This window comes from Aquimarina sp. AD1 (assembly GCF_003443695.1).
Lineage (GTDB): Bacteria > Bacteroidota > Bacteroidia > Flavobacteriales > Flavobacteriaceae > Aquimarina > Aquimarina latercula.
In genome coordinates this window covers 4554022-4571691 of record NZ_CP031966.1, presented here as the reverse complement: position 1 = coordinate 4571691, position 17670 = coordinate 4554022, and the positions used below count along the sequence as shown (strand labels likewise).

The following is a 17670-nucleotide window of genomic DNA, read 5'->3' as shown; positions in this document are numbered from 1 at the left end:
TTTAATTTATTTATAAGTTATTATATTTTTTAAAATCAATTATCCTTGTTAAGTAATAATTTAACTTTAGTTCCTGCTCCATCCTCCTCATGAGCTAAATCGGATATAAAAACATCAACTTTATCTTTATACATAGTATTGAGTATCTGAATTCTTTTTTTGATATTACTCATCCCTTGTGATTTCTGCTTCTTTTGGTTTAGTGTTTTTAATGACATTGACTTTTCTCTTCCAATTCCATTGTCTGCTATTATTATTTCGATAGTATCGTTATCCTTCTTTTTAAAATCTATAGACAACAACCCTTTTTCCGATTTATATCGTAATCCATGCCAAACAGCATTTTCCACATATGGCTGTAATAACATTGGAGGTATCATATATTGTTTAATATCTATTTCTGGATCAACATCTATCCTATACTCAAACTTATCCTGAAACCTAAAATGTTCTAATTGCACATATAACTCCAGTAATTCTATTTCTTTTTCCAAGGGAATAAAATCTTCTTCACTATTTTCTAAAACAGCTCTCATTAACAATGAAAAATCTGTAAGATATCTATTTGCTGCTCTTTCATCGCTGGTTGCTATAAAAGTGTTAACAGAATTTAAAGCATTAAAAATAAAATGAGGATTCATCTGAGAACGCAAAGATTTAAGCGCTAATAAATTATTAGCATACCGTTGTTGTTTTATGTTTCGATACATTAAATAAGCAGCAAAAAACAATAAAACAGATAAACCAATCAATGAGTAGATAATTACTTTTTGTTGTTCGGCTAATTCTTGAGATTTAAATGCCAATTGATACCTACTCTCATTAAGCTCTCTATCCTTTTCTAAAGTTGCTATACGATTAGCTTTTTGAACAAGTTCGCGATTAAATCTTGTCGCTTGCGATATTTCTTGTTCTTTTTGAATATATAATTTATCTATGATAACTTCATATTCTTCAAAAGCTTCAGAAGCTTTTCCTAATTCTCCCTTTTCTCTATATACCTCACCTAATTTCCTTGTAGCATCTTTCTGAACAACAAGATCATTTTCTGAAGCAGCTTTCTTAATACTTTCTTCTAAATAAGGTATCGCTTCATCATATTCTGATTGAGCAGCAAATGCATTTGCTATTTTATAATTCTGAACTTGTGAAGTAATTGCTCTGTCCTCAGCAGCATTAGATTCGCGTGTAACACTATCTTTTTTGATTGGACTAAACGCTTCTTTCTCTTCTATATCCTGAATATCCTCTAGAGCTTCTTTACGTAACTGTATCTCTTTATCAAAGCTATTATTCTTATTATAAAAATCAGCGGCTTTTGCCCGTTGTATGGCTGAAGATTTTTTACTTCTTTTACTTGCAAGCTGCACGGAATTTCCAAGATATTCTTCAGCATCATCAAGATTTCCTTGAATCTGAAGCATTTCTGCAAGTTTAGAATTTAATTCAATAACATTGTCTTCGGCATTGTTCTTTTGAGCAAACGACAGTGCTATGTTATAATTACTAATTGCATTTTCGTTATCTCCATTACCTTTATAACTATCTCCTAATCCTCTATAAATTTGTATTCGTTGTGTCGCGTTTAATCTTGATTTCTTTAACTGATTAAAAGTTCGCAGAGAAGCATCATAATCTTTAATCTGTAATTGAGCGTTTCCTAACTTAATTTTTACGTCGGCGTTAAACTTATTACTTAAACTAGTTATATAGTTAGTTTCCGCTAAATCCGGTTGTTTCCAATATGCATAAATATCACCCAAAGTCTCAAAAAGTTCAGCCTTTTTCTCATCTCCAAAAGTATCACCATCTTCTATGGTTTCTAAAGCTTTTGTTACATAATCAATACTAGTGGTTGCATCTTTTTTCATAGAACTTCTTGCAGCAGCAAGATGTAATCCATATTCTGCGGATAATTTCTTTTGCTTTCTATCACTGCCCCTACTTAATGATTCTGGATCTTCTTGAACTTTTACATCAATTCTTTCTCTACTTTGAATAGTATGATAAACCGTGTTAAAATTATCGTGACTAATAATAATCTGATCTCCTATTTTAGCTTGTATTTTAAAATCCCCTAAATTATCAGTGCGGTATGTTTTACCACCTATAACTCTAATTTCTACATTTTTTAAAGGACGCAGACTTTCATCTTCCTTTACAGTACCTCTTATTGTAACAGTATTATTACTGGCATTCTCAAGTGTTCGTGCATTATCCTGAGCGTACTCAACATTTGGCAAAAACCACATTATCAGTAAAATAAAATAAAATTTATTCATCATATATTAAATAGTCAAGGTAAACTTAATCCAATTATATGGGATATTAAAATCCGAATTTGACGAGAATTCCTATTTTCATCCATTTCTATATAAAAAAAAGATACTTCCCTAACTCAATAGCGTTTTTCACTCATCCATAATAGTTTCTTACTCATTAATGATTTTTATCTAAAAAAGATCATCATAGTTTTAGCCTAAATTAAAAAAAGTAACAATTATGAAAACAATATATGTATGGAGTCTATTATGCTTATTAATCGTTCCTATCTCCTGTAATGCTAAAAACAATAATGATTCTAACCTAGCATTAAAGACCGAAAAATCATATGAAATTTACACTACTAAAACAGATCCAGATACAAGAAACATTCAGGTTGCTCTGTTATTAGACACTAGCAACAGTATGGATGGTTTAATTGATCAAGCAAAAGCTCAATTATGGGAAATCGTAAATGAGTTATCCTATGCAAAATGTGGTCATTATAATATAAAACTTCAAATTGCTTTATATGAATATGGTAACGATCGTTTACCTTCTCAAGAAGGTTATATTAGACAGGTACTACCTTTTTCTGATGATCTAGATGAAATATCTAAAGAACTTTTTTCTTTAACGACGAATGGAGGGAATGAATATTGTGGTAAAGTAATTAACACATCAATAAATCAACTTGATTGGAAAAAAAATAATGATCACCTTAAATTAATTTTCATAGCGGGTAATGAACCATTTACTCAAGGTCCAATAAATTATAAGGATGCTGCCACTGATGCAAAAGAGAAAGACATTACTATTAACACTATATTTTGTGGTAATTATAAGCAAGGCATCCAAACTAAATGGAAAGATGGAGCCAACCTTACTAATGGAGAATATAGCGCTATTGATCATAATAGAGAAACTATACATATAGCTACTCCTTATGACGATATTATCTTACAACTAAATAGAAAACTAAACAATACATATATCTACTACGGTAACGAAGGTTCTAAAAAAATCGGTTTACAAGCGGAACAAGATCGTAATGCGAGATCATATAGCGCAGCTAATGCTGTTAGTAGAACTATTAGTAAAAGTTCTGGATTCTACAAAAACAAAAGCTGGGATCTTGTGGATGCAGCCGAAGACAAAGATTTTGAATTAGAAGAAATTGAAAAGGAAGAACTACCACAAGAGCTTAAAGATAAATCCAAAACAGAAATAAAACAATATGTAGCTCAAAAAAGTAATGAACGAAAAGAAATACAGAAGAAAATACAAGAGCTAAATAAGAAGCGTTTGGTGTATATCAAAAATAATAGCAAAAAAGATGATGCCAATTTAGAAGCCGCATTAATCAAAGCGATTAAAAACCAAGGAGAAAGAAAATCTTTTAGTTGGAAAAAATAAAACATATGAAAACGATAAAAAAAAGTCTAGTCATTTTACTAATCCCAATAACTATGATCTCTCAAAAAAACAATGAACTACAACACTCAAAAGTTGATTATAATTCATTTATAGAAATTACAGAAGAAGTTATGGAACATAGACAATCGAGATTAATACACTTAGATACGTTCCTTGATTTTGCCACCGAACCAAATACCATTTTATTAGACACTAGATCCGAAGCAGCTTTTAACAAAAAACATCTAAAAGGAGCAGTCAATTTAAATTTTTCAAATTTTACTAAAGAAAAATTAGCGAAACTCATCCTTAACAAGGAAACCAGAATCTTAATCTATTGTAATAATAATATCGATGGGGATACTATAAATTTCCCTTCAAAAAGTATTCCTTTAGCGTTAAATATCCCTACATATATTAACCTATATGGATATGGTTATAAAAACGTTTATGAATTATCATCTTTGGTTCCAATAAAAGACAAACGACTAAAATTTACCGGAACAGACGTTAAATAAAAAAAGCAAGCTTTGAAAAGCTTGCTTTTTTGTTTTTTATCAATGTAAATATTCTTAATTGTTAACGGCAGGACAATGACAATTCCATCTTTCTTTTCGTTTGCCAAAGTCATATCCTAATGTCAGCTGATGAAAACCTCCATTACTTAAGACAACTGAATTGGATTGATAACTATAGGTGTACCCTACCATCCAATTCTTATAATTTATTCCTAGAAAAGGAGTTATATATTGAAGTTTTTGACTTTCAATTTCTGCACCTGTTTGAGAAAATTCTGCACCATCAAAACTTCTTCTATAAGACAGTCCTCCCCACAATGTAGCCAATTCTCCAAATCTTCTATATACTTTTAAATTTCCATCTATCGTACTTTCTTTAGTTTGATCTGTTGATTGATATAAAATTGATGGCTCTAAGCTCCAAGGACCATTTGATAGTCCAAACACATATCCTACCGAAAAAATATACCTTCTCTGGTTATTTGATTCTAGGATAGTATTATTAGCATTATCAAAAATTTCTCTGGTAGAAGGTAAAATATTCTTAACCGTAAAATGAGCATACCAATCAAGATAATGGTAAGACATACCTACATCCAAATTAAAATATCCACTTTTTTGTTCTCTTCCAATAATAACAGGATCTGGATCTAATGGATCATCTAGTCCTCTTTCATCTACATTAGACTGTATAAAAGCTCCACTAATCCCAAAAGACAACATATTAAGATCAGTTCGATCTCTCGAAAACAATAGATGATACGCAAAAGTCGTAAATACTCCTGTTTGCGAGAAACGCCCATTCTCATCTCGATATACAATAGCTCCCAGACCGACTTTATCACCAGTTCTAAAATTAACATTAGCCGATTGTGTACTAGGCGCATTATCAACATCAAACCACTGTTTTCTAGCAGTAAGTCTTATTTTATTCGCATTAGAAGCTCCTGCCATAGATGGATGAACCAAATATAGATTGTCAGAAAGATAATCTGCATAAACTGGAATTCCTTCCTGAGAAAAAATAAGTTGTGAGGTCAATATAGCAAACAACAAATAATATTTCTTCAAATTCATTAGAGGCTTTAGGTTTAAAAAAAAGGAAAAACTAGGTTAATTATTTCAATATAAACTATTTAATACAGCTTATATTGTGGGGCTTTAATATTTCTTTTCCCAAATTAAAATATTATTTCTTGCCAGCTTCAAATATATAAATTTTTACAAGAACATATCTTTAAAGCCCAGTATTAAAACATTCTTAATCTTATAAACCCTACTCCATATGGAATTACTTTTTAGTAAATTTGCCAAAAATTAGATTATGGAAAAGATTTTTGAAATAAAAATAGAACCAACTTCTAATGCAAGTATTATAAAGTTTGAGGCCAATTATTTTTTAACTCAACATACTAGCTATGAATTTGAAAATATAGATCACGCCAAAAATTCTCCCTTGGCACAGCAGTTATTTTACCTTCCTTTTGTAAAAAGAGTATTCATTGCTCAAAATTTTATTGCCATAGATAAATTCGATATTGTGGAATGGAGTGATGTACAAGACGAAGTTGCGGAACAAATAAAAACCTATTTAAATAGCGGGCAACCTGTTATTAGCGAAACTTCTTCAACAAAAAAAGTACCTATTACTATTTATGCAGAAAGTACACCTAACCCTGCGGTACTTAAATTTGTAGCAAATAAAAAATTAGTAACAAGTGGGCACGAATTTAAAAGCATTGATGATACTAAAGAAGCTCCTATCGCAGAAAAACTATTCCATTTTCCTTTTGTAAAAGAAGTATACATTGATGAGAATTATATCTCAATTAATAAGTACGATATGGCAGATTGGAATGATATCACCTTAGAGATAAGAGAGTTCTTAAGAGAATATCTAGAAGAAGGTAAAGAAGTTTTATCAGAAAACGCTACTGCATCAAAAAGCCAAGTAGAGAAACAGGCAGAGGCTGATTTTGAAAAACTAGATGACACCTCTAAAGATATTGTAAATATTATAGAAGAATATATTAAACCCGCTGTTGCTAGTGATGGAGGTAATATTATGTTCGATTCTTATGATCCAGAGAGTAAAGGTGTAAAAGTAATTTTACAAGGAGCCTGCAGTGGATGTCCATCCTCTACTTTTACATTAAAAAATGGTATCGAAAATATGCTAAAAGAAATGCTAAAAGACAAAGTAGAGTTTGTAGAAGCTATAAATGGGTAGTTTATCGAATAATCTTTAATGATATCGAAAAAACCATAAAAATAATAGCGGTAAATATTAAAAAAAGAACAAAGTATCTTGTATATTAGAGACTCTTTTATAAAATATTAACCAAAAAATTATTAAAATGGCAATTGTTAAAGTAATAGAAGTAATAGCATCATCAGAAAAAGGTTGGGAAGATGCAGCTAGAAATGGTGTCAAAGAAGCTAGTAAAACAGTTAAAAACATCAAATCTGCTTGGGTATCTGATCAAAAAATGATTATTGATGACAATCAAATTAAAGAGTATCGAGTAATTTTAAAGATTTCTTTCGAAATAAAATAATTAATTACTTCTATATTATAAAAAGCATCTCACAAATAACGAGATGCTTTTTATATATCTCATTAAAAAGATATAAATCTATTTCATTCATTCAATTATCAAAAATTTAATTTTTTTCAAAAAAATATATTATTAATTCAATCCTATTTTTATAGCCTCTCGTAATATTTGTTTCGACAAGCAAATCAAGCTTTTAGCTTTTTGTTTGAAGTTTTTTCTTACAAAATAACATCGTTTTCGTTCATTTTTTACTGTTTTACCACAGAAAAACGATGCTAATTTTTTAATAAAATTCAATATTTCTAATTGATATACAGTAAAAAATGTCATTCTATTAAAGAATCGATAAAAATTATGTATTAAAACTTATATTTTTGCATTTAAACTCCCTTTTCGTTAAATTTAATTCACCTAAATCAATATACCGTGAGAAAAATATTACAATTTCTATTTCTAATAATGTCCCCGGTTTTATTTGCACAATTACCGCAATCTTTATTAAAACCAGCCAAGAGAGTTACTACTTTTGATGAGTATGATGGTTCCATATTTAAGAGCCTTAAATACAAAAATGCAAGTGTCATAGATGAAAAGTCTGGAACTTTTGATGCAAAACTTCGGTACAATGCCTATTCCGATGCTTTAGAGTTTAAGAAAGATTCTGAATTATTTGAACTATTAAAGAATCCAACTGCCCATGCGAGGATAGACGGAGATTATTATTACTACTGCAACTTTAAAACCCAACGAGGTTTAAAACGAAGTGGATACTATGTTCTTGTTGAACTAAATGAACAATACAGAATATATAAAAAGTATAACGTAAAAATTACCGAACCTGACAAAAGAGGTTCAGCTAGTGGTACAGCTACCCCTGGAAAGGTTCAGATAAAAACCAAATACTATTTAGAAGAACGTGGTGTAATCATGGAACTTCCCATGAATAAAAAGAAGGTTTTAGCCGCTCTTGGCGATAAGGAAGAGGAGTTAAAAACGTATATGAAAAAGGAAAAGATAAAGGTTAGAAAGGAAGAAGATTTAATCCGTCTCGTTTCTAGATATAATGCACTAAAAAATATGGATGGCAATCCTTCGAGAAGTCTCCTAAGCACCAGAAGTAGAAGGAATTAAAACCTTAGAAAAATATAAGCTCTAATAATTTAGAGTAAATAATTAAAAAAGCTGTCTATGTAGATGGCTTTTTTTGTTTATTATATCCTTTGGAATGGTATATCTATTAACCTGCGACAAAATCTTTTAAGTAATAAGGCTCAAAATAACTAACATCTTCAAAATCCTTTTCTAAAAACTTAGTATAGCCTAAGATTCCCATCTCCACAGCGGATGGTAACTTATCAGTTATAAACTTAGCATTCTTATGATTACAGATCTCTTCGAACTTAGCTACCCCATTACCTATAAAAAATACTTGCTTGTTTTCTAAATACGTACTAAAAGAGTCCTCTGAAAGCACTTCTGCTTCAATGGTTCGTACTTGTTTATAATCACTTGAAAAAACCGCAGAATATACTTCCATTCTCCTTGCATCTAGCATAGGAACAACAAAACCTTCCATTGATTTTACTTGTAAAGCAAGTCCTTTTAATGTACTAACAGATATTAGAGGAATATTTAAGCCAAAACACAAGCCTTTTGCAGCAGAAACACCAATTCTAAGACCTGTGTACGAGCCGGGTCCTTTGCTTACAGCAATTGCATCAAGTTTATCTAAAGCTATCCCAGCTTCTTTCATGACAATTGTTATGAACTGATGTAAACGTTCTGCGTGAGAATATTTAATGTCGTAATCTTCTTTAAAAGCAATTACTTTACCATCTTTAGACAAAGCAACCGAACAATTAGTTGTAGAAGTTTCTAAACAAAGAATATAAGGCATCTTTTAAAAAAATTTATGCAAAGATACCCTTATTTATTATATTATTCTTTAGTCTCTTTCTTATCGCTTTTAGAAGATACTTTATCGCCTGTTTTTAGTGTTTTGGTCACGACATTATAAGGTCCTATAATAACATCTTCTCCAACCTCTAAACCTTCTGTAATTTCTATATTACTATCGTCCTGAATACCTGTTTTTATCACTCTTAATTTAGCCGCTCCTCCATCTTTCACAAATACACATTCAAACTTTTCATCAGACTCCTTTAGCTTTTCTTTCGTATAAGATCTCTTCACATTACTAGAAGTGTCACTTTTTATAACTATCGCACTGATAGGTACACCGATCACTTGTTCTCTTTTATTGGTAATAACATCCACAGTTGCGGTCATTCCTGGTCTAAAAGGAGAATAGCTCTCTGGTTTATCTTTTATTAAGTCTTTATATGATTCTTCAAGAATACGAACCTTTACTTTAAAATTAGTAACCTGATCTGCACTCAATGTGCTTTCTGCAGAATTTGCAATTTCCGTAACTAACCCTTTAAACTGCTTTTTAAGATAGGCATCAACCTCTACTATAGTAGAATCACCTAGGGATATTTTTACAATATCATTTTCATTAACATCTACTTCAACCTCCATGTTACTTAAATTGGCAACTCTCACTATTTCCGTTCCTGCCATTTGTTGTGTTCCTACAACTCGCTCACCTAATTCTACGGATAGTTTAGAAACGGTTCCGCTCATAGGAGCATAAATAGTTGTTCTACTAAGGTTATCTTTTGCTTCATTTACAGTAGCTTGAGAACTCTTTACACTATAAAAAGCTGACTGCTTTGCTGCTTCTGCCACCTCATATGCAGAAACAGAACTATCCCATTCTGCTTTAGAAATAACTCCTTTATCAAACAGCTCTTTGTTACGATCATAACTTAGCTTTGCTTCTTTAAGACTTGCTTCTGCCTGTCGTAAACCAGCTCTTGTATTTTCTAAAGCCGCCTGAGACCTATTCAATCCTGACTGTATAATATCTGGATTAATTCTTACTAACAAATCTCCTTTATTTACTTGTTGCCCTTCTTTAATTGGTAAATCAATTATTTCACCCGAAACCTCAGAGGATAACTTAACCTCCACTTCAGGTTGAATTTTTCCTGTTGCAGAAACAGTTTCAATAATATCAAGTTTTTCAATTGTTGATATTTCCACTTCTTTCAAGTTTCCGTCTTTACCAAACAATCCCGCCTTTTTACCAAAGACCAATCCTACAACCAAAACGACAACAATTATTAATATAATTAGTAAAGTTTTTCTACTCATGGCTTACTTTAAAAAATTAATTCTATTGGATGAAATTACGATCTTTTGGGTAACAGCCCAAATAGACCATTATTTATTTACAATTTAATATCTGCTATTTTTATTCCAAAATAAAGCTCTAACACCTTAATTTTGAATATATAATCAAACTTTGCTTGCACCTCATTACTTTGTGCATTTTCTAATCTAAACTTTGATTGACTAAAATCAAAGGCATTCGTTCTTCCTACATCGTACCTATCTTTAGCGTACTCATATGCCCTTTCTTGAGCTTTCACTGCAACAAGAGAAGCTTCATATGCTTCTGCGGATCCCTTGGCATCTAAATATGCCTGATACACATTACTATCAAGATCTAATTCTGCTTGCTCTAATTGAAACGCTGTCTGTTTTACATTAACCTTACTCCTTTTTACATTTACTCTTGACGAAAACCTATTTAAAATAGGAACACTTAATTGTAAACCATAAGAAAAACCATCATTTTCATACAATTGTTTCACAAGACTTCTATCAAAAAAATCGTTATCAGCCCATCTTGTATTATATCCAAAAAATGCACTTAAGGTTGGGTAATATGCTCCTCTTGCGATCTGTAAATCCTTTTCAGCAATTAATTTATTTTGTTCAGCTATTTGAACTTCATATCTAGCTCCTCTAGCACTAGACCTGATTTCTTCAATTGATTTATTTAGAATAGATGCTGAAGGAATTAGATATTCTTGTTCTGCGATATCAAACTTCTCATAATCCTTAATTAACAATGTTTGCGCTAGTCCAACGCGAGCAATTAATACTGCATTTTCTGCCTGTACAATACGCGTTAATTCATCTGCCGAAGTAGCTTCTATTTCTAATAGATCTCCTTGTGGCAACACACCAGCATCTACTAAATCTTTGGTACGTTTAAGTTGTTCTAAAGTAATATCATGTTGTTTCTCTATTACTTTTAAAGATTCTTTATTTAATAAAACTTGCAAATAACTATTAGCAACAAACAATGCAATATCATCTTTTGATTTACCTAAATTATACTGACTTAATAACTTATTCATGTTAGCTCTTTGTAACTGTCTAAAATTACGTAAACCATCAAACAAAGTAAGCCCTAAATTAGCACCACCTGTTAAGGATGTAAATGTATTACTCTCGAAAGTATTGGTTACTGGGTTAATATTGGCTCCTGTGTTTGAAGAAAGGCTAGCCGAGGTATTAACTGTAGGCACAAAATTTCCTATTGCCGCTAATTTATCTATCTCAGCAGTTTCGATATTAAGTGCAGATTGCTTAATTGTAATATTATTTTCTAAAGCATATTCTACGCACTCCCTTAACGTCCACTTTTTTTCTTGTGCTTGCGTAGCGATCATCCCAAGAAGGATACAGCAAATAATTGAAATTTTAACTTTCATCCGTTTTTCTTTATTTTAAGAGGTCAGAATGGAGGCGCACCAAAAACAATAAAGTTTTATAGTTTACCTCACAACACCTATTTGTATACTATTGATTGTTATTGTTACACTTTTTGTTAAAAAAAATTAATTCCCAAACTCTGGTTTCTTAATTTGATTCCAAACTTTGATCTTATCTTCTTTTGTAATTCCACTTTTTACTTCAACATTAATCCCGTCACTAACTCCTAATTCTACATCTCTATTTTCAAACTCTTGTTCTCCTATAGCTACTTCTACAAAAGGTTTTTGGGTTTTTGGATCATACTGAATAAGAGATTCTTTTAAAGCCATTACACTATCCACTTTTGCTAAAATTATAGATGCATTTGCACTTAATCCAGCTCTAATAAAAGTTGTGTCCTTCTTATTTAAAGTTCCTTTTATTTCAAATTGAATTGCTCCATTTTCTTCTTTTCCTTTTGGTGCTATGTAATCTAAAACTGCATCAAACTTTTTATTCTCGATTGCTCCTACAGTTATTTCTAAGGGCAAATTTTCTTTTATTTTCCCTACTTCACTTTCATCAACATTACCCTCAAAGATCATCTGACCTACATCTGCAACTGCCGCAATTGTAGTTCCATCATTAAAATTATTAGATTCTATAACCTGATTCCCTTGTTTTACCGGAACTTCTAGTATCATTCCTGTAACTGTAGAACGAATTAAAGTATTTGCCGCACTTCCTAAACCTCTAGTTGTACCAGTTCTAACAATCTGATAATTCTGTTGAGCTGCTTCATAGTTTTGCCTTGATTGTTTATATGTAACATCAGCACCATCAAATTCATTTGCCGATATTACTCCTTTATCAAATAGTTCTTTCTGACGATTAAAAACCTTTTCTTGATTATCTAAATCTATTTTTGCAGTTTGTACTGCATTTTTAGCACTCTGTAAAGAAGACACATTAGGAATCACCCTAATTTTAGCTATTAAATCTCCTGATTTAATCTGATCACCAGCCTCGATATAAATTTCTTCTATAATTCCCGAAATATTTGGTTTTATCAGAACTTCCTCTTTAGGGACTATACTTCCGGTAGCAACTGTTTTTTTTATGATCGTTTCTGTAGTACTCTGTTCTGTTTTATAGGTAACAGGATCTTCTTGGTTTTTTTGATATAAATAATACAAAGCTCCTCCGAATACAACTACAATGAGAAGCAAAATAATGACAGTGATTGTTTTTTTCATTTTCCGTATTTATTGATTTTTACTATTTGCAACAGTAATTTTGATTGATTTTACATTTAATCTGCTCTAAGAGCATCTATTGGTTTAGTTTTTATAGCCACCTGTGCAGGAATTAGCCCAGCCAAAAGTCCACTCGAAATTAAAATTAACAAAGCTATGAAAACCACAGTAAGATCCACACTAGGATTTGCAAACATAGTCTCATCACTTGCTGGTATTCCTTCTAACACTTTATTTACCAAAAATATCACACCTGTAGAAACAGCAATACCTGTCATTCCTGATATGATTGTTAGAAAAATCGATTCTAATAATATTTGTCCTCGCACGGACCAAGGTGACGCTCCCAAAGCTCTACGAATACCAATTTCTTTGGTCCTCTCTTTTACTACAATCAGCATAATATTACTAATTCCAATGATCCCAGACAACAACACTAAAGTTCCAACAAAATATGCTACTCCCCTAAGTGCTATAAAAAGTCCATTAATTTTGCTAAATTCTTCATACAAATCGAAATTTCCAACTGCTCTATTATCTTCTGGGTGAATTGTATGATTCGTTTTCACAACATCGATAATACTTTTTTTAAGACTTGTAATTGAGTTATCATCCTCTGCGGTAATTGCCATCCAACCGACATTATCTGCACGATTAAAAGCTTGCGAAAAAGAAGTAAAAGGAACAAATATCTCTTTCTGACCTTGTTCACGGTCTCCATTATTAGATTTTTTCATGTAAGTTCCAATTACCATAAAACTTACTCCTTGTATTTTTATATACTCTCCTATTGGTTCTTCCCCAAATTTAAATAGCTCTTTCTTCACTCCTTCTCCAATTACTGCTACTTTTCTATTATTATCTATATCACCATAGTTAATAAACCTGCCAGAAGTAATTGTTATTGGATCTTGATTAATTATTTCTGGATAATCTCCATATACATTGAATGCACCTGCATTAAGACCTCTAATAACATTGTTTGTCCCACCAAAACCTCCTAATTGGTTTCTGGGTGATATATATTTCAATCCAGGAACCTTTTCTCTAATAGAGCCAACATCTCCTATCTTAAAATTATATCTTCTCCCTTTTGGTAATCCTTTATATGGCTTAGAAGCAACTTGAGTCCACATAAACATCGTATTAGTCGCTATATCTCCAAAACCGCGCTTAACACCATTTTCCAAACCTTTACCTGCTGCTAATAAAATAACAAGTATAAAAATCCCCCAAAACACTCCAAAAGCGGTAAGTAAAGTCCTAAACCAATTCGCTGTCAGCGCCTCTATAATTTCATTCCATCGATCTCTGTTAAACATATTATTCGTCTCTAAGTGCTACAATAGGTTTAATTTTTGCTGCTCTCCACGCTGGGAAGAAACCCGCAATTGCTCCTGCAAAAATCAATATAAATACAGTCGTCAAAGCAACATTAAAATTCACTGACGGACTGGATATAAAATCTGTTTTGATCATTGGCCCTAACAACTCTAACAAGATCAATCCGAAGATCAATCCAGTAAATCCTGCAATCGCAGTCACAAATATGGCCTCGTGTAAGATCATACCTATTATTGAAGAAGGCATAGCTCCAATCGCTTTTCGAATACCAATTTCTTTAGTTCGTTCTTTAACAATGATAAGCATGATATTACTTACACCTACCACTCCTGCGATAATCGTACATACTCCTACCCACCAAAAGAAGGCTTTAATCATAAAAATCAGGCTGTAAAATCTTTTGGCTTGTTCTAAAGAATTCCCTATACCAATAGCTCGTTCATCTGTTGGAGCTATTATATGCTTATTTTTCAAATATGTAGTTATTCCTGCAACGAATTCTTCTGACTTAGCAACAGCCGTTTCAAAATCTTTTTCTGGTTTAAGAGTATAAGACAAGTTGTTGATATTTTGCCCTCTATTAAATACTTGTTGCGCTGTGGTGGACGGAACAGAGACCTGTTCTTCTTCGCGTTCACCACCTTTATCAGTATATACTCCAACTACTTTAAAAGGGATATCATTTAATTTTATATACTTTCCAATAGGATCTTCATCATTTTTGAATAAAGCTTCCTTTACTTTGTTACCAATTGCTACAATTTTCCCTTTTTCATTAATATCTTGTTGATTAATGAATCTACCTGAAACCATTGATTGATTTTCTATAAATTGAAAACCCGGAAAAATCCCTTCTATCCTATAATTCCCTGACTCCTTTTTGTAAGAAATAACCGAATTCCATATTCTAACTCTAGAAGATTCATACTCGATCACATCCTCATTCGTTTTATGAATAAAGTCAAAATCCTCATTAGTCATACTAAAAAATCTCCCTGGATTTAAGCCTTTGTATTCTACAGAAGTTGGTCTTGTCCAAACCCAAATACTATTGGATGCATCCCCTTCAAATTCTTGAGAAATTCCATTCTGCATTCCCTGACCTACTCCAAGAAGAATTACTAGAATAAATATCCCTGAAGCAACTGAAAGTCCTGTTAAAAAAGTACGTAGTTTATTCTTAGCAATCGTATCAAATATTTCTTGCCAACGCTCTATATTAAACATATGAATTTGCTCTTACTTGTTCTACTATTCCATCATCAATGATAAGACCATCCTTAAGATTTACTATTCGTTTACTCATATGAGCTATATCTTCTTCGTGGGTTACAATAAGAATAGTTTTCCCTTCGTCATTAATTCCTTGTATTAACTCCATAACCTCATAAGAAGTTTTAGTATCGAGTGCTCCTGTAGGCTCATCTGCTAACAAAACCTTTGGCTCAGAAGCTAAAGCTCTAGCAATCGCCACACGCTGCTTTTGTCCTCCCGATAACTCATTCGGAAGATGAGTTGCCCAATCAGCCAAACCAACTTTTTCTAAATAATGAAGTGCTTTATCTGTTCTTTCTTTTCTCTTAATACCTTGATAATACAATGGCATTGCTACATTATCTAGCGCATTTTTATAATTAATAAGATTGAATGATTGAAATATAAACCCTAAGAATTTATTCCTATACCTAGCTGCTATTTTTTCATTCAAGTCTTTAATAGGTATGTTATCCAAAAAATAACTTCCTGTATCCGCTTCATCTAACATTCCAAGAATATTAAGCAACGTAGATTTTCCAGAACCCGAGGATCCCATAATAGCTACAAGCTCACCTTCTTTAACATTAAAATTGATTCCCTTAAGGACATGAAGGGAATTGCTTCCCATTTGGTAAGATTTATGTAAGTCTTTGATTTCAATCATAATACTAGATTAAGATTTAATAGACATCAAATGATGCCAGCTTCAATTTAAAACAAGACTTACACTATACGGTGTAATACATTATAATTGATGAATTTCTAGTCTCCCCTCTAGAAATAATTTAAATTGGTTAGTGTAGTCTTATACCATAAGACTTCTCCTACACCACATTCGTTACACTTCAATATGTTATGAATATGTTAAAGATTTAAAATCAAGAAAAATTAAAATAAAATCAGTCTTTGATCGGCTTCTTTTTATTTCTGTAAATGAAGTACCCTACAACCCCAATAAGAACATAAGGAATAATCATTAAATACACGATTCCATTGTTAATCCCTTTAGCTGTGTTTTGTCCTTCTTCACTTTCTAATACCGCTCTGCACATAGCACATTGCGCATCCATTGAAACTGTAAAGAATAACAACAAAACTAATATGTAGAATATTTTTGTTCTCATTTTGAAATATTATCTAAGTGAATATGATCAATTAGACTTTTAAATTTACGTATAATATGGTGAAATCATCAAATAAACTATTACCCCGGTAATTGCTACATACAGCCATATCGGAAATGTAATTTTTGCAATCTTCCGATGTCTATCAAAACTTTTAGCCAAAGCTCTAACATATGTTATTAAAACAAATGGGATCACAACAATAGATAAAACAATATGTGTAATTAGTATGAAGTAGTAAACATATTTAATCAATCCTTCTCCACCAAACTTTGTAGAATCACTTGTCATATGATACGCTACATACATCACTAAAAACAAAACAGAACATGTAATCGCAAATTTCATGAGATTTTCGTGTAATTGCAACTTCTTATTTTTAATAGCCCAAAGTGCTGCTATAAGAACCACAGCAGTCAATCCATTAATACTCGCATAAATTGGTGGCAAAAAGGTAAGCGGTTCAACATCATAACCCAATTTACGAAGGTTTACACCAAATAATGCTGCTACAGCTAGCGGTATTACTATGGACAATATAACAATCCATTTATTATATTTTTTTTCTACCTCAGAAGTACTTTTACTCATTTTCTTTTAATAACTTTTTAATATCCTCCAATAGGATTGTTACCTGTTCTTCTTCTCCGTTTTCGTCCTTTTTTTCATCAACTCCGATAGTTCCTCTATAATAAATGATAGGATTTCCGGAGGCATCATAACGTGATCTAATGTAACCTTCTTGATCTATTAGTGCAAAATACCCATTATGTTCAAATCCTCCTGGAACCTCTGGGTTTTCTGCTGCATAAATATTAAAACCAGCATTAGCCAATTCATATAAATCTTCTCGCTCCCCTGTGAGCAAATGCCAATCTGGATTTACTATTCCATAATTCTCTGCATACTTTTTAAGAATCCGTGGTGTATCTCTTTTGGGGTTAATCGTAAAAGATGCAATTCCAAAATTTTGATAATCTTTAAGTTTATTTTGTAAATAAGCCAGATTTCGACTCATTTTTGGGCAGATAGTAGGGCAGCTAGTAAAGAAAAAATCTACTACATATACCTTTCCCTTATAATCATGATTAGTAATTAACAAACTATCCTGATTTAAAAATGCAAACTCCGGAACTTTTCTAGGCTTACCATTAATCTTTATGTATGAAAGTTTTTCATTAGCCACAGGATTATCCGCACTCATTCTATCATTTTTAACAATAGAAGTATCCTTTACTCTATTTACAATTTTAGGGATAAAAATGATCCCAAAAATCAGAATTATAAATGATATACCAACGTATGAATATTTTTTCATCCC

At 31.8% G+C, this 17670-nt stretch carries 17 protein-coding genes; 5 read left to right on the top strand and 12 right to left on the bottom strand.

What is annotated here, in order from left to right:
- Positions 1-35: 35 nt before the first annotated feature.
- Positions 36-2285, bottom strand: a complete 2250-nt coding sequence (locus D1815_RS19590; RefSeq protein ID WP_233557468.1) for a histidine kinase — start codon at positions 2283-2285, stop codon at positions 36-38.
- Between the two features lie 217 nt (positions 2286-2502).
- Here D1815_RS19590 and D1815_RS19585 point away from each other — a divergent pair, with 217 nt between their 5' ends.
- Both D1815_RS19585 and D1815_RS19580 read left to right on the top strand, forming a co-directional pair.
- Positions 2503-3678 carry a VWA domain-containing protein gene (locus D1815_RS19585; RefSeq protein ID WP_118388971.1) on the top strand — a complete coding sequence of 392 codons (1176 nt, stop codon included), beginning with the start codon at positions 2503-2505 and terminating at the stop codon, positions 3676-3678.
- Between the two features lie 5 nt (positions 3679-3683).
- Positions 3684-4196: a rhodanese-like domain-containing protein gene (locus tag D1815_RS19580; RefSeq protein WP_199726706.1), complete on the top strand. Its 513-nt coding sequence runs from the start codon at positions 3684-3686 to the stop codon at positions 4194-4196.
- A gap of 54 nt (positions 4197-4250) precedes the next feature.
- Here D1815_RS19580 and D1815_RS19575 read toward each other — a convergent pair whose 3' ends face one another.
- Positions 4251-5273, bottom strand: a complete 1023-nt coding sequence (locus tag D1815_RS19575) for a type IX secretion system membrane protein PorP/SprF (protein ID WP_118388970.1) — start codon at positions 5271-5273, stop codon at positions 4251-4253.
- 247 nt (positions 5274-5520) lie between these two features.
- Here D1815_RS19575 and D1815_RS19570 point away from each other — a divergent pair, with 247 nt between their 5' ends.
- The 3 genes from D1815_RS19570 to D1815_RS19560 all read left to right on the top strand — a co-directional run bounded on the left by D1815_RS19570 (position 5521) and on the right by D1815_RS19560 (position 7885).
- Positions 5521-6426, top strand: a complete 906-nt coding sequence (locus tag D1815_RS19570; protein ID WP_118388969.1) for a NifU family protein — start codon at positions 5521-5523, stop codon at positions 6424-6426.
- A gap of 127 nt (positions 6427-6553) precedes the next feature.
- The gene (locus D1815_RS19565) at positions 6554-6754 is read left to right on the top strand and encodes a dodecin family protein (protein WP_027393469.1); all 201 of its coding nucleotides are present in this window, start codon (positions 6554-6556) and stop codon (positions 6752-6754) included.
- Between the two features lie 459 nt (positions 6755-7213).
- A complete protein-coding gene (locus D1815_RS19560) occupies positions 7214-7885 on the top strand; it encodes a hypothetical protein (RefSeq protein WP_118388968.1) in 672 nt (223 codons plus the stop codon).
- Between the two features lie 106 nt (positions 7886-7991).
- On the opposite strand, the gene tsaB is transcribed toward D1815_RS19560, so the two are convergent.
- From tsaB to D1815_RS19510, 10 genes are all read right to left on the bottom strand, one after another.
- On the bottom strand, positions 7992-8651 hold the full coding sequence (gene tsaB, locus D1815_RS19555) for a tRNA (adenosine(37)-N6)-threonylcarbamoyltransferase complex dimerization subunit type 1 TsaB (protein ID WP_118388967.1): 660 nt from the start codon (positions 8649-8651) through the stop codon (positions 7992-7994).
- 41 nt (positions 8652-8692) lie between these two features.
- Positions 8693-9973 carry an efflux RND transporter periplasmic adaptor subunit gene (locus tag D1815_RS19550; RefSeq protein ID WP_027393466.1) on the bottom strand — a complete coding sequence of 427 codons (1281 nt, stop codon included), beginning with the start codon at positions 9971-9973 and terminating at the stop codon, positions 8693-8695.
- Between the two features lie 77 nt (positions 9974-10050).
- A complete protein-coding gene (locus D1815_RS19545; RefSeq protein WP_108802211.1) occupies positions 10051-11385 on the bottom strand; it encodes a TolC family protein in 1335 nt (444 codons plus the stop codon).
- 126 nt (positions 11386-11511) lie between these two features.
- Complete coding sequence (locus D1815_RS19540) at positions 11512-12624, bottom strand: efflux RND transporter periplasmic adaptor subunit (RefSeq protein WP_118388966.1); 1113 nt, start codon at positions 12622-12624, stop codon at positions 11512-11514.
- 56 nt (positions 12625-12680) lie between these two features.
- Complete coding sequence (locus D1815_RS19535) at positions 12681-13946, bottom strand: ABC transporter permease (protein ID WP_118388965.1); 1266 nt, start codon at positions 13944-13946, stop codon at positions 12681-12683.
- Between the two features lies 1 nt (position 13947).
- Entirely contained in the window at positions 13948-15195 is a 1248-nt protein-coding gene (locus tag D1815_RS19530; RefSeq protein WP_027393462.1) for an ABC transporter permease, read from the bottom strand.
- Entirely contained in the window at positions 15188-15889 is a 702-nt protein-coding gene (locus tag D1815_RS19525; protein WP_027393461.1) for an ABC transporter ATP-binding protein, read from the bottom strand. Before D1815_RS19525 ends, D1815_RS19530 begins: the two co-directional genes overlap by 8 nt.
- A gap of 235 nt (positions 15890-16124) precedes the next feature.
- Positions 16125-16349, bottom strand: coding sequence for a hypothetical protein (locus tag D1815_RS19520; protein ID WP_118388964.1), 225 nt, complete (start codon positions 16347-16349; stop codon positions 16125-16127).
- A 45-nt stretch (positions 16350-16394) separates the two neighbouring features.
- Positions 16395-16940, bottom strand: a complete 546-nt coding sequence (locus tag D1815_RS19515) for a DUF420 domain-containing protein (protein WP_118388963.1) — start codon at positions 16938-16940, stop codon at positions 16395-16397.
- Complete coding sequence (locus D1815_RS19510) at positions 16933-17667, bottom strand: SCO family protein (protein WP_118388962.1); 735 nt, start codon at positions 17665-17667, stop codon at positions 16933-16935. The genes D1815_RS19515 and D1815_RS19510 overlap by 8 nt, the downstream gene beginning before the upstream one ends.
- Positions 17668-17670 lie beyond the last annotated feature (3 nt).

Bases quoted from the DNA above. Each gene is read 5' to 3' on its own strand.
- D1815_RS19520 (WP_118388964.1), bottom strand. From the start codon at position 16,349: ATGAGAACAAAAATATTCTACATATTAGTTTTGTTGTTATTCTTTACA.
- D1815_RS19560 (WP_118388968.1), top strand. From the start codon at position 7,214: ATGTCCCCGGTTTTATTTGCACAATTACCGCAATCTTTATTAAAACCA.
- D1815_RS19590 (WP_233557468.1), bottom strand. From the start codon at position 2,285: ATGATGAATAAATTTTATTTTATTTTACTGATAATGTGGTTTTTGCCA.
- D1815_RS19540 (WP_118388966.1), bottom strand. From the start codon at position 12,624: ATGAAAAAAACAATCACTGTCATTATTTTGCTTCTCATTGTAGTTGTA.
- D1815_RS19525 (WP_027393461.1), bottom strand. From the start codon at position 15,889: ATGATTGAAATCAAAGACTTACATAAATCTTACCAAATGGGAAGCAAT.
- D1815_RS19515 (WP_118388963.1), bottom strand. From the start codon at position 16,940: ATGAGTAAAAGTACTTCTGAGGTAGAAAAAAAATATAATAAATGGATT.
- D1815_RS19545 (WP_108802211.1), bottom strand. From the start codon at position 11,385: ATGAAAGTTAAAATTTCAATTATTTGCTGTATCCTTCTTGGGATGATC.
- D1815_RS19550 (WP_027393466.1), bottom strand. From the start codon at position 9,973: ATGAGTAGAAAAACTTTACTAATTATATTAATAATTGTTGTCGTTTTG.
- D1815_RS19585 (WP_118388971.1), top strand. From the start codon at position 2,503: ATGAAAACAATATATGTATGGAGTCTATTATGCTTATTAATCGTTCCT.
- D1815_RS19580 (WP_199726706.1), top strand. From the start codon at position 3,684: ATGAAAACGATAAAAAAAAGTCTAGTCATTTTACTAATCCCAATAACT.
- D1815_RS19530 (WP_027393462.1), bottom strand. From the start codon at position 15,195: ATGTTTAATATAGAGCGTTGGCAAGAAATATTTGATACGATTGCTAAG.
- D1815_RS19570 (WP_118388969.1), top strand. From the start codon at position 5,521: ATGGAAAAGATTTTTGAAATAAAAATAGAACCAACTTCTAATGCAAGT.
- tsaB (WP_118388967.1), bottom strand. From the start codon at position 8,651: ATGCCTTATATTCTTTGTTTAGAAACTTCTACAACTAATTGTTCGGTT.
- D1815_RS19535 (WP_118388965.1), bottom strand. From the start codon at position 13,946: ATGTTTAACAGAGATCGATGGAATGAAATTATAGAGGCGCTGACAGCG.
- D1815_RS19575 (WP_118388970.1), bottom strand. From the start codon at position 5,273: ATGAATTTGAAGAAATATTATTTGTTGTTTGCTATATTGACCTCACAA.
- D1815_RS19565 (WP_027393469.1), top strand. From the start codon at position 6,554: ATGGCAATTGTTAAAGTAATAGAAGTAATAGCATCATCAGAAAAAGGT.
- D1815_RS19510 (WP_118388962.1), bottom strand. From the start codon at position 17,667: ATGAAAAAATATTCATACGTTGGTATATCATTTATAATTCTGATTTTT.